This is a genomic window from Neorhizobium petrolearium (assembly GCF_017873175.1).
GTDB classification, from domain to species: Bacteria; Pseudomonadota; Alphaproteobacteria; order Rhizobiales; family Rhizobiaceae; genus Neorhizobium; species Neorhizobium petrolearium.
This window is the reverse complement of record NZ_JAGGJW010000011.1, coordinates 43,540-56,282: the sequence shown is the minus strand read 5'-3', so window position 1 is coordinate 56,282 and position 12,743 is coordinate 43,540. Positions and strand designations below refer to the sequence as shown.

The following is a 12,743-nucleotide window of genomic DNA, read 5'->3' as shown; positions in this document are numbered from 1 at the left end:
TCCATCACACCAGCATCGCCATCGGGTTTTCGATGTAACGCTTGAAAGCGGACGCGAGCTCCGCCCCCAGCGCGCCGTCGATGACGCGGTGATCGAAGGCGAAGGTCGCCGTCATCACCGTGCCCACCTCGATCTTGCCGTTCCTGACGACCGGCTTTTCGACGCCCGCGCCGATCGAAACGATCGAGGCCTGCGGAAGGTTGACGATCGAGGTGAAGCTGGAGACGCCGAACATGCCGAGGTTGGACACCGAAGTGGTGCCACCCTGGTATTCTTCGGGCTTCAGCTTCTTGTCGCGGGCGCGCCTGGCAAGGTCCTTCACCTCGTTGGAGATGACGGACAATGCCTTCTCTTCCGCCTTACGGACGATCGGGGTGATCAAACCATCCGGGATCGATACGGCCACGCCGACGTCCGAATGCTTGTGCAGGACGCGGGCGGTCGAGGTCCAGGAGGCATTCGCCATCGGCACATCGCGAAGTGCGAGCGCCATTGCCTTGATGATGAAGTCGTTGACCGACAGCTTGAAGGCCGGAACGTCGCCCTTCTCCGTCTTCTTCACCGGGGCCGAGGCGTTGATCTCGGCGCGCAACTTCAGAAGCGCATCGATCTCGCAATCCATGGAGACGGTGTAGGACGGAACCGTCTGGGTCGACTCGGTGAGCCGAGCGGCGATCGTCTTGCGCATGCCGTCATGCGGCAGAAGCTCGTAGGAGCCCTCCGCGAACAGCTTGAGCACGGCGTCGTCCGACGGGCCTTTTGCCATGGCCGGCGCGGCAGCGGGTGCAGCTTGCGGAGCAGTTGTCGGAGCGGCCTTTCCGGTGCCAGAGGCGACGGCCTTCTCGATATCAGCCTTGACGACACGGCCATGCGGACCGGAGCCGGTAACGGCGGAAATATCGATACCGGCTTCCTTCGCGAGGCGACGGGCGAGCGGTGAGGAGAACAAGCCATTGCCGATACCGGTGCCGCTTTGGGCCGATGCCGGGGGGGCAGCGGGTGCCGGGGCGGGCTCGGAGGCCTTGGGCGCCGGGGCGGCTTCCGCCTTCGGCGCAGGGGCGGCCTCGGCCTTCGGAGCGGAAGCGCCACCACCGGCGGCCGCAGCCGAGACATCCTCACCGTCAGCAGCAAGGATCGCGATCAGGGCGTTGACCTTGACCGCTTCCGTGCCGGCCGGGACGACGATCTTCGCAACGGTGCCCTCATCGACAGCTTCCACTTCCATGGTCGCCTTGTCGGTTTCGATCTCGGCGATCACATCGCCGGACTTGACCTTGTCGCCTTCCTTGACCAGCCACTTGGAAAGGTTGCCCTCTTCCATGGTCGGAGACAGGGCAGGCATGGTGATGTTGATCGGCATCGAAACGCCCTCCCCTTATTTGTAGCAGACGGCTTTGACCGCCTGGACGACTTCGCCGACGTTCGGCAGCGCCAGCTTTTCGAGGTTCGCCGCGTAAGGCATCGGAACGTCCTTGCCGGCGATCGTCAGGATCGGCGCGTCGAGATAGTCGAAAGCCTGCTGCATGACGCGGGTGGCGATTTCCGTGCCGACGGACGACTGCGGATACCCTTCCTCGACGGTGACGAGGCGGCCGGTCTTCTTGACCGATTCGATGACCGTCGGCAGATCCATCGGGCGGATGGTGCGAAGGTCGATCAGTTCGACGTCGATCCCTTCCTTTGAAAGCTCCTCGACAGCCTTCACGGCATAGGTCATGCCGATGCCGAAGGAGACGACGGTCGCGTCCTTGCCGGCCTTGTGGATGCGGGCCTTGCCGATCGGCAGCACGAAATCATCAAGCTTCGGCACTTCGAAATGATGGCCGTAGAGGATCTCGTTTTCCAGGAAGATGACCGGGTTCGGATCGCGGATGGCAGCCTTCAGGAGGCCCTTGGCGTCGGCTGCCGTGTAAGGCATGACGACCTTGAGGCCCGGGACATGGCTGTACCAGGCGGCATAATCCTGGCTGTGCTGGGCGGCGACGCGGGCAGCCGCACCGTTCGGGCCGCGGAAGACGATCGGAGCGCCCATCTGGCCGCCGGACATGTAGAGCGTCTTGGCAGCCGAATTGATGATCTGGTCGATCGCCTGCATGGCGAAGTTGAAGGTCATGAACTCCACGATCGGCCTGAGACCGGCCATGGCAGCACCGACGCCGACGCCTGCGAAACCGTGCTCGGTGATCGGGGTATCGACCACACGGCGGGGACCGAACTCCTGCAGCAATCCTTGCGTGATCTTGTAGGCGCCCTGGTATTCGGCGACTTCCTCGCCCATGACGAAGACATCCTCGTCGCGGCGCATCTCCTCGGCCATGGCGTCACGAAGCGCTTCGCGGACGGTCATGGTCACCATTTCCGTGCCGGCCGGAATATCCGGGTCGGAAGCCGTCGGCGCGACCGGCTGCGCCGGAACAGGTGCGGATGCGGAGCCGGTTTCGGTTGGCTTTTCTTCCTGCGGCACCTGCGGAGCGGCAGCCTTCGGCGTTTCGGCGGACGCTTCAGAACCGATGTCGGCAGCGCTTTCGCCGTCGGCGAGGAGAACGGCGATCTTGGTGTTCACCTTGACGTTTTCGGTGCCGGCAGGAACGAGCAGCTTGCCGATCACGCCCTCGTCGACGGCTTCCACTTCCATGGTCGCCTTGTCGGTCTCGATTTCGGCGATCACGTCGCCGGAGGTAACCTTGTCACCTTCTTTTTTCAGCCATTTGCTGAGCGTGCCTTCCTCCATGGTCGGGGAAAGGGCGGGCATAAGGATATCGATAGGCATAAAACTCCCTCCCCTCGATCAGAGCAGAATGTCGGTATAGAGCTCGGACACATCCGGCTCCGGATCGGCCTGGGCGAAATCGGCACTGTCGGCGACGATGTCGCGGACGTCCTTGTCGATCGCCTTCAATTCGTCCTCGGTCGCCCAGCCCTTTTCCAGAAGGCGAGCACGCACCTGCTCGATCGGGTCGTGCTCGGAGCGCATCTTCTGCACCTCGTCCTTCGAGCGGTACTTTGCCGGATCCGACATGGAGTGGCCGCGATACCGATAGGTCAGCATTTCGAGGATGATCGGGCCCTTGCCGGACCGGCAATGTTCCATCGCCTCATCGGCGGCAGCCTTCACGGCGCGTACATCCATGCCGTCCACCTGGAAACCGGGAATGTTGAAGGAAGCGCCACGCTGCGAGAAATTGGCCTGCGCCGTGGCCCGGGCGGTCGAGGTGCCCATGGCATAGCGGTTGTTCTCGATCACATAGACAACCGGCAGCTTCCAGAGCTCGGCCATGTTGAAGCTCTCGTAGACCTGGCCCTGGTTGGCCGCGCCGTCACCGAAATAGGCGGTGCTGACCGCATTGTTGCCGCGGTATTTGTTGGCAAACGCAAGGCCGGTGCCGAGCGAAACCTGGGCGCCGACGATGCCGTGACCGCCGTAGAAATTCTTTTCCTTGGAGAACATGTGCATGGAGCCGCCCTTCCCCTTGGAATAGCCGCCCCGGCGCCCGGTGAGCTCCGCCATGACGCCACGCGCGCTCATGCCCGTCGCCAGCATGTGGCCGTGGTCACGGTAGCCGGTGATGACCTGGTCGCCTTCCTTCAGCGCCATCTGCATGCCGACAACGACAGCTTCCTGACCGATATAGAGGTGACAGAAGCCGCCGATGAAGCCCATGCCATAAAGCTGGCCGGCCTTTTCCTCGAAGCGGCGGATCAGCAGCATGTCGCGGAGGGCCTTGAGCTCCTCCGCCTTGCTGAAGTCAGCAAAGGTGCCGCCGTTGAAATTCTTCCTTGCCGGCCTCGATGCCGTCTTGGTAACAGATTTTGACGTAGCAGACTTTGCCGCGGATTTGCGGCCGGATACAGACGCGTTTTTGGTCGGCGCCATTCATCCCTCCCTCTCGTGCTGCATTGAGAGCGGCATAATGCCCCGACGCTGGCCGTCGGAAACCCGCTCCGGTTTCGAGGCCGTACCATAGGCAAGAAACGAGACCCCAGCAATGCCATAAATGCATGGCTCACATTCCGCACAACACACTGAAAAGACTTGCGAAATGTTAAATTAACCAGATTTTGGTTAACTCAGAAGTAGTTATTGAAGATAACGATTTCGTCGCTGCGCGAAACATTGAGCTGATAGCGGGCGATCTCATCGAGCATATCTTTTTCCAGGGAACCGTCACTCATGAGCTGCACCTGCCGCTCAAGCGCCTCGCGTCTGGCCGTCAGCTTGGCGAGTTCCTCGGCACGCGCCTGCCGCTGACGCTCGAATTCCTCGGTGGCGATGAGACCCAGATCACCATGCACAGAATGATAGCCGAAGTATGAAAGGAAGGCGACGGTAATGGCGGGGAGGACAAAACGACCGAATTTTCTTTGTCTGTGATGCTTCGTCCACATGCCCAATCAACGCCTTGTCACGCTCTACGGGATCGCAGAAATCGATCCGAACAGAATTTCAAATTCGCAGAACTTGCTTAAGCAATCGCTAACTAGAATCGAGTCCGCCGATCTCGACATTCAAGACGTGGAAGCCCCGCACGTTCTGACGGGAGAAGAAATATGTCGCGCCGTCTTGCCATTCACAACGCCGCGCGGAGGGACATCCCCTCTCCCCGCGTGCGGAGAGAGGGTGAGGGAGAGGCCTGGAGTTTAGGCCTTCAGAATGCCGCGGCCGGCATAAGCCGCCTGCGGACCCAGCATTTCCTCGATGCGGATGAGCTGGTTGTACTTGGCAAGACGGTCGGAGCGCGACAGCGAACCGGTCTTGATCTGTCCGCAATTGGTGGCAACCGCGAGATCGGCGATGGTGGAATCCTCGGTCTCGCCCGAACGGTGCGACATGACGGCCGTGTAGCGCGCCTTGTGGGCGGTCTCGACGGCATCGAGCGTTTCCGAAAGCGAACCGATTTGGTTGACCTTCACGAGGATGGAGTTTGCGACACCCATGCGGATGCCGTCGCGAAGACGCGCGGAATTGGTGACAAAGAGGTCGTCGCCGACGAGCTGGCACGTGGCGCCGATCTTGTCGGTAAGCGCCTTCCAGCCATCCCAGTCGTCCTCCGCCATGCCGTCCTCGATCGAGATGATTGGGTATTTCGAAACGAGTTCGGCGAGATAATCAGCCATGGCGCCGGATTCCAGCGTGCGGCCTTCGCCTTCCATCACGTATTTGCCGTTCTTGAAGAACTCCGTCGAGGCGCAGTCGAGCGCCAGGCAGACGTCGTCGCCCGGCTTGTAGCCGGCCTTCTCGACCGACTTCATGATGAAATCGAGGGCTTCCGGCGCGCTCTTCAGGCCCGGAGCGAAACCACCCTCGTCGCCGACATTGGTGTTGTGCCCCTGAGCGGCGAGTTCCTTCTTGAGGACGTGGAAGATTTCCGAGCCCATGCGCACCGCATCGCGCAGCGTCTCGGCGCCGACCGGCATGATCATGAATTCCTGGAAGTCGATCGGGTTGTCGGCGTGTGCTCCGCCGTTGATGATGTTCATCATCGGAACGGGAAGGACATGCGCATTCGGGCCGCCGACATAGCGGTAGAGCGGCAGGCCGGCGGATTCGGCGGCGGCCTTGGCGACGGCGAGCGACACGCCGAGGATCGCATTGGCACCGAGGCGCGACTTGTTCGGCGTTCCGTCGAGCGCGATCATCGTCTTGTCGATATGGATCTGGCTTTCGGCATCGAAACCGCCGATCGCATCGAAGATCTCGGTGTTGACGGCCTCGACGGCCTTTTCAACGCCCTTGCCGCCATAACGCTTGCCGCCGTCGCGCAGCTCGACCGCCTCGTGGGCACCGGTCGACGCACCAGACGGAACAGCTGCACGGCCAAAAGAACCGTCTTCCAGATAAACGTCCACTTCAACCGTCGGATTACCGCGGCTGTCGAGGATTTCACGGGCGATGATATCGGTGATGGCGGTCAAAAGACTCTCCCTGGGCTTGGACGTCGGATATCTATGGTTCGGGGTCACTGACCATGTCCCATAGTCAGTGACACGAAAATTACAATGCAGCCGCTTTTCGCGCTTTTTTCAGGCGGGCGCTTCAGGCGGCCTTTGCGACCGCATCAAAGGCAAGCAGCTTTTCCAGAAGCCGTGGCATATCTTTGAGATGCACCATGTTCGGACCGTCAGACGGAGCATTGTCCGGGTCCTCGTGGGTCTCGATGAAGAGGCCGGCGACACCGACGGCAACCGCGGCCCGCGCCAGCGTCTCGACGAATTCCCGTTGGCCGCCGGTGGAGCCGCCCTGTCCGCCCGGCTGCTGGACCGAATGCGTCGCGTCGAAGACGACCGGGGCGCCCATCGCCGCCATGATCGGCAGTGAACGCATGTCGGAGACCAGCGTGTTGTACCCGAAAGAGACGCCGCGTTCGCAGAGCAGCACGTTCGGATTGCCGCTCTGGGTGAACTTGGCCAACACATTCTTCATGTCCCAGGGTGCCAGGAACTGCCCCTTCTTGACGTTGATGACGCGTCCGGTCTTCGCCGCAGCGACAAGCAAGTCCGTCTGGCGGCAAAGGAAGGCCGGGATCTGCAGCACATCCACAGTCTGGGCGACGATGGCGCACTGCTCTTCCGTGTGAATGTCGGTGAGAACCGGGAAGCCGAATTCCTTCTTCAGATCGGCGAAGATTTCCATGGCGCTTTCGAGCCCGATGCCGCGCTTGCCGGAAATCGACGTGCGGTTCGCCTTGTCGAAGGATGATTTGTAGACGAGGCCGATGCCGAGCTTGTCGCAAAGCTCCTTCAGCGCACCCGCCATCATGAAGGCGTGGTCGCGGCTTTCCATCTGGCAGGGGCCGGCGATCAGCGACAGGCGGGTATCCTGTGCGAACACGACCTTGCCGTGCCCTTCACCGACGGAGACGCGCGGATTGGCGGAGACTTCCATGAGACTATTCCTCGAAACCGAACAACACACCCTGGCCGGGCGCCGCCTGGACCAGCACACGGCCCTCCCGACGGACGAATGCGACGTCATTAGCAGCAAGGATGATCTCTGTCACGGCAAGATCGGCAGTCTTGAAGATGACCGCCCGGCCGCGAAGACCTTCGGCATTCGGCAACGGCGCAAGGGCAAATTCCGATTCGAGATCGTGATCCTGCATGACGCGGACGCGTGCGTTCGAAGCGACAAGCTCCACGGCCGCAGGTTCGACCCCGGCTTTCGCAAGCAGCACCTCTTCGAGCAGGGGCACAAAATCGCCGGGCGATGCGGCCGAAAGAACGATCTCGCTCAAGCCGGTCACCGTATTCGAATGGCGTTCCAGTTCGCCTCGATCGGCCGGCAGCGGATTGATCCGCTGTGCAGAGAACAAGAAGAAATCCGGTGCACGCTCGTCTCCCGCAAAGGCCAGCCGGAAGCTTGCCTCAGTCTCGGAACCGTCCGGCATCTTCACGCCGCGGGAGAATTCCAGGATATCGCCGGCGGAAATACCGCGCAGCCTGAAGCGCGCGTGATCGGCTGCCGCGTCGCCCGTGGCAACCGCGAGGGCCGAAAAGCCCTGCCTGTTGCGCGCCTTGCGGAAGGCGAGATCCCGGGCGGTGAATATATTGCCGCGCTTGGCCGCGGCTGCCGCCTGACGCCGGTTGGCGATCGCCAGCGGCTCCAGATAGGCCCCATCCGAGAAAAACACGCAGGCATTGGCCGTGCCGAAAGGATGAAAGGCCTCCGGCGCAACTGTAAATCCGAGTTCTGCCAGTCGCGAACGCGCGACGGCAAGGTCCGCCACCGGCAGAACGAGATGATCGATTAGTCTAGCATTCACGCGAGAGCCCCCAGAATCCGGAATCGCAGCACTACATTGGCAGCGGATCGGTTTCGAGCAAGTGGTGTCGGAAGAGATATGTTGCAGACATCCATGAAGAAAAATCATCATACTTCACGAAAATTTAGGGACTTGCGGAACACATATGGAACATATAGTGTATGTTCTTGATTTGTTTCCGACTCTCAAGGTGCCAAATATGCTCACGCGCAAACAGCAGGAATTGCTTCTGTTCATTCACGAACGCATGAAGGAATCCGGCGTCCCGCCCTCCTTCGACGAAATGAAGGATGCGCTCGACCTCGCGTCGAAGTCCGGCATCCACCGGCTGATCACGGCACTGGAGGAGCGCGGCTTCATCCGCCGCCTGCCGAACCGGGCACGCGCCCTTGAAGTCATCAAGCTGCCGGAGGCCTATCAATCGAGCCTGCAGCCACGCCGCGGCTTCTCGCCGAGCGTTATCGAGGGCAGCCTCGGCAAGCCGCAGCCGGTCGCTGCCGCTCCGGCCAAGCCCGCAGCCAACGACGATCTCTCCAACGCCGCCACGGTTCCCGTCATGGGCCGCATCGCCGCCGGCGTGCCCATCTCGGCGATCCAGAACAACACGCATGATATCGCAGTGCCCGCCGAGATGCTTGGTTCCGGCGAACATTACGCGCTGGAAGTCAAGGGTGATTCGATGATCGAGGCCGGCATCCTGGACGGCGACACGGTGATCATCCGCAACAGCAACACCGCCAATCCGGGAGACATCATCGTGGCGCTGGTGGACGACGAGGAGGCGACGCTGAAGCGCTTCCGCCGCCGTGGCGCCTCGATCGCGCTGGAAGCCGCGAATCCGGCTTACGAAACCCGGATATTCCCCCCCGACCGGGTGAAGGTTCAGGGCAAGCTGGTCGGCCTCATCCGCCGCTACCATTGATCAACTGCCGAAGCGGTTCCGGGAGCGCCGAGGCGAACGTATTGTTCCGCCAGTCGTATTGGCGATGCCTGCTCCAGGGACGGTCATGGCCGGCCATGGCGGGGCGAATAGTCCACTGCCGGATGTCGGTTGCGCCGTGCAGGGAAATTTCGAGCGCGCCAGTCTTTCGCAAAGCACTGCCGTTGATCATCAATGCACCGGCGCGGCAACGATCGAAGTGGGCGCGCGGGGCGATGATGATATGGGCGGCATCGCAGGCCGCACCGGCATAACGACTGTCTTCGACGGAGGCGATGATGATGCCCCCGGAAGTTTTCACCCCGCAGAAGATACGCGGCTCGCAAACGAAATGACCGGCAGGCACCTGCCTGATGCGGGACCGCACCGCTTCGATTTCGGCTTGCGTCAGTTCGCGGCGCTCCTCAGATTTCCCATCGGGCGGTTTGTCTCTTGCTGATGACACGTCCGGTTTTATGGGATCGCCCAGGAGAAGTGCCCGTTTCCACTGGCCGTAGATGAAATCGGGCGGGCGGATGCGGTTGGTAGCAATGCCTTCCCTGCCTATCAGGGCAATCATCGTTCCGTCCTCGGCAACGAGAATATCCGGCAGGGGCTTCGATCGTTCGTGCCAGGAGAACAGCAATGCGGCGGCAACGAGCGGAATGCCGACCAGCCGAAGCCTGCTTCTCAAAAGTGTCAGCAGGAGAAAACCGGCCGTGGAGACAGGCAGGAACAAGGGATGCTGACGGCCGATACCGGCATCGCCGCCCCAGGCCGCCACATGTCTTGCTATGGAGATCACCGCTTCCAGGCCGAGACCCATGAGCTTCAGGAAAGGCGCGTCGAGCCCGAACGGTGCAAGCAGCATGCCGACAAGTCCGGCCGGCATGACCACGAAAGAGATGATCGGCATGGCGGCGAGGTTTGCCGCCAGGCCGCCGTAGGTCGCAATCCGATGGAAATGCTCGACCGAAAATATCGCCGTCGACGTGCTGCCGATCAGGGTCGTGGCAAGAATGCCCGCAATGAATTTCCAGGAGGCCAATACCGGCGTCACCACGGGGTGACGAATTTGCAGCGGTTCGGGATCGTGCTTCTTCGACCGGTGTTTCCAGAGCGCATAACCGGCGACCAGCGCCGCGGTCGCCGCAAAGGACATCTGGAAGCTCGGCCCCAGGATTTCCGAGGGCGAAACGGCGATAATGATCAGCGCCGAAAGCGCCACATTGCGCAAGCTGATCGACGGCCTGTCGAAGAAGACTGCAACAAGCATGACCGCCATCATGATATACGCCCGCTCGGCTGAAACACCGAAGCCGGAAATCAGGTAATAGGCAGTCGCCATCACGAGCGCGCCGGCGGCAGCGATCTTCTTCACCGGATAAGCCCGAGCAAAACCGGGAAAGAAGGAGAGGACAGTGCGGACGCCTACGAAGAAGATGCCGGCGGCAAGCGCCATGTTCAGCCCCGAGATCGCAACGATATGGGCAAGTCCGGAAAGCCGGAGCGCCTCGGTGGTCTCCCTGGAAATAGCCCGGCGTTCGTCGGTCACGATCGCGGCTGCGAAGGCGCCCGCATCGCCCGGCACCGTTTCGCGAATATGGCTCGCGATGGCGCTGCGCAGATCGAAAAGCCCGCTTTCGAATTCTGCAATCCAGGCTCGCGGCAACGCCGGGCCTGCCTCCTTATTCGGCACTCCATAGAAAAAGCCGACGGCGCCGATACCATCGAAATAAGAAGAGTAGGCGAAATCGTTAAGCCCCGGCAGTGCAGGACCCGAAGGCGGCGATATGCGTACCCGGCCGCGGATCGTCTCGCCGGTTTCCGCAGATTCGTGCCGCGCCCTGGCAAGCAGCAACACCCGCTCCGGCAGGCGTCGGATCTCGGGATCGGCCGTCCGTACGACGCGGACCAGATAGCGCCAGCGTCCATTCGCATCGATTTCCCGCCGCTCGACCACGCCGGTGAGTTCGGTCGTCACCGGCGATTCGAGAACGACTGTACTTTGCCTCCATGTTTCCAGCTCCGCGAGCATCATGCCGCCGAGAAAGAGTGCGGCGGCGACCGGGATGATACGTGCCATGCCGAATTGGTGGCGCGTTATGGCGGCAATTATGGTGCATGCGAGAAAAGCCACGAAAAACGGCAGGAAAGCCGGATCTTGCGTCAAGGAGAACCAGCATGCGGCGCCCGCACCGACAACAACGGGAACGAAGAGGAAGCCATGCCCATGCGCATCCTCTTCCACGATCATGGACGGCGCACCGCGCCACAGGCGCTTCAAACCCCCGGATATACGACGCGGAAGCGCCTTCCCCGGACGCACCACCGACCTTCGTTCGAAGGCTGGGGAAAGCTCCAAAAGATGCCCCTGGTCCACCGATTGGGATGTGTCTCCGCTAAACGCGAAATCCTTCGGCCTGGTTGCCGGTCGTCCCGTCTTGTTCAACTTCGGAAACGCAGTGTCTTCCGACATGAAACGCTAAGCCCGCCCCGTCGCCAAATCATGCGACGATGCAACCTGCGCGTTTCCAGCCCTCCCGTCAACTGTCCGGGAAACCTTAGCAATCCCAGAGACCTGAACCAGGTTGCAACAACAAGTTGGAAGCCCAAGCAAAGGCGGTTGCCTAATATTCTTTCGCGCTGCACAAAATGCTACCAACGACTGCTTGGCATCGGCTTTCGGATCATATAGCAAAGCATCGGACGCTTAATTCTTGTGGCGCTTTTTGGGCGCCACGCCGCCAAAAGGTTGGAGGATCAGCATGACGGATAAAAGCGCAAATGTGGTAGTCGGCGACAGACAAGTCGATCTGCCGATCAAGTCGGGCTCCATCGGTCCGGACGTAATCGACATCGGTTCCCTCTACAAGCAGACCGGTACCTTCACCTACGATCCGGGCTTCACTTCGACAGCATCTTGCGAATCCAAGATCACCTATATCGATGGCGACGAAGGCATCCTGCTGCATCGCGGCTATCCGATCGAGCAGCTCGCCGAGCACGGCGATTTCCTGGAAACCTGCTACCTGCTTCTCTACGGCGAACTGCCCACCGCCGCCCAGAAGAAGGACTTCGACTATCGCGTCACGCACCATACGATGGTGCACGAGCAGATGAGCCGCTTCTTCACCGGCTTCCGCCGTGACGCTCATCCGATGGCCGTCATGTGTGGCTGCGTTGGCGCACTTTCCGCCTTCTACCACGACTCGACCGACATCACCGATCCGCATCAGCGCATGGTCGCTTCGCTGCGCATGATCGCCAAGATGCCGACCCTTGCCGCGATGGCCTACAAGTACCACATCGGCCAGCCCTTCGTTTATCCGCAGAACAACCTGGACTATGCGTCGAACTTCCTGCGCATGTGCTTTGCCGTTCCGTGCGAAGAATATGTCGTCAATCCGGTGCTGTCGCGCGCCATGGACCGCATCTTCATCCTGCATGCGGACCATGAACAGAATGCATCGACCTCGACGGTCCGCCTCGCCGGTTCTTCCGGCGCCAACCCGTTTGCCTGCATCGCGGCCGGCATCGCCTGCCTCTGGGGCCCGGCCCATGGCGGCGCCAACGAAGCAGCCCTCAACATGCTGACGGAAATCGGCACGGTCGATCGCATCCCGGAATATATCGCCCGCGCCAAGGACAAGAACGATCCGTTCCGTCTGATGGGTTTCGGCCACCGCGTCTACAAGAACTACGATCCGCGCGCCAAGATCATGCAGAAGACGACGCACGAGGTTCTCGGCGAGCTCGGCCACAAGGACGATCCGCTGCTGCAGGTCGCCATGGAGCTGGAGCGCATCGCGCTCACCGATGAATATTTCATCGAGAAGAAGCTCTACCCGAACATCGACTTCTATTCGGGCATCACGCTGAAGGCGATGGGCTTCCCCACCACGATGTTCACCGTGCTCTTCGCACTTGCCCGTACCGTCGGCTGGATCGCCCAGTGGGCAGAGATGATCGAAGATCCGCAGCAGCGCATCGGTCGTCCCCGCCAGCTCTACACCGGCGAGCCGATGCGGGACTACCTGCCGATCTCCAAGCGCTGATCGAAG

General features: G+C 61.2%; 10 protein-coding genes. 2 read left to right on the top strand and 8 right to left on the bottom strand.

Features of this window, described 5'->3' with window-relative positions:
* Positions 1 to 4 precede the first annotated feature (4 nt).
* The 7 genes from J2046_RS20790 to J2046_RS20760 all read right to left on the bottom strand — a co-directional run bounded on the left by J2046_RS20790 (position 5) and on the right by J2046_RS20760 (position 7,760).
* Positions 5 to 1,360: a pyruvate dehydrogenase complex dihydrolipoamide acetyltransferase gene (locus J2046_RS20790; protein ID WP_210055174.1), complete on the bottom strand. Its 1,356-nt coding sequence runs from the start codon at positions 1,358 to 1,360 to the stop codon at positions 5 to 7.
* A 15-nt stretch (positions 1,361 to 1,375) separates the two neighbouring features.
* Positions 1,376 to 2,770, bottom strand: a complete 1,395-nt coding sequence (locus J2046_RS20785) for a pyruvate dehydrogenase complex E1 component subunit beta (protein ID WP_210055163.1) — start codon at positions 2,768 to 2,770, stop codon at positions 1,376 to 1,378.
* 18 nt (positions 2,771 to 2,788) lie between these two features.
* The gene (pdhA, locus tag J2046_RS20780; RefSeq protein WP_210055161.1) at positions 2,789 to 3,874 is read right to left on the bottom strand and encodes a pyruvate dehydrogenase (acetyl-transferring) E1 component subunit alpha; all 1,086 of its coding nucleotides are present in this window, start codon (positions 3,872 to 3,874) and stop codon (positions 2,789 to 2,791) included.
* Positions 3,875 to 4,068: 194 nt separating this feature from the next.
* Entirely contained in the window at positions 4,069 to 4,386 is a 318-nt protein-coding gene (locus J2046_RS20775; RefSeq protein WP_210055159.1) for an FtsB family cell division protein, read from the bottom strand.
* Positions 4,387 to 4,638: 252 nt separating this feature from the next.
* Entirely contained in the window at positions 4,639 to 5,913 is a 1,275-nt protein-coding gene (gene eno / locus J2046_RS20770; protein WP_210055157.1) for a phosphopyruvate hydratase, read from the bottom strand.
* Between the two features lie 121 nt (positions 5,914 to 6,034).
* On the bottom strand, positions 6,035 to 6,883 hold the full coding sequence (gene kdsA, locus J2046_RS20765) for a 3-deoxy-8-phosphooctulonate synthase (RefSeq protein ID WP_210055154.1): 849 nt from the start codon (positions 6,881 to 6,883) through the stop codon (positions 6,035 to 6,037).
* A 4-nt stretch (positions 6,884 to 6,887) separates the two neighbouring features.
* A complete protein-coding gene (locus J2046_RS20760; protein ID WP_325169774.1) occupies positions 6,888 to 7,760 on the bottom strand; it encodes a VOC family protein in 873 nt (290 codons plus the stop codon).
* A gap of 199 nt (positions 7,761 to 7,959) precedes the next feature.
* Between J2046_RS20760 and lexA the strand changes: the two genes are divergently transcribed.
* Entirely contained in the window at positions 7,960 to 8,682 is a 723-nt protein-coding gene (gene lexA, locus J2046_RS20755; protein WP_210055150.1) for a transcriptional repressor LexA, read from the top strand.
* Here the strand turns inward: lexA and J2046_RS20750 are convergent.
* Positions 8,663 to 10,936 carry a ComEC/Rec2 family competence protein gene (locus J2046_RS20750; RefSeq protein ID WP_233470179.1) on the bottom strand — a complete coding sequence of 758 codons (2,274 nt, stop codon included), beginning with the start codon at positions 10,934 to 10,936 and terminating at the stop codon, positions 8,663 to 8,665. The genes lexA and J2046_RS20750 overlap by 20 nt on opposite strands.
* 511 nt (positions 10,937 to 11,447) lie before the next feature.
* On the opposite strand from J2046_RS20750, the gene gltA reads away from it, so the two are divergent.
* A complete protein-coding gene (gltA, locus tag J2046_RS20745; protein WP_037154982.1) occupies positions 11,448 to 12,737 on the top strand; it encodes a citrate synthase in 1,290 nt (429 codons plus the stop codon).
* Positions 12,738 to 12,743: the final 6 nt, after the last annotated feature.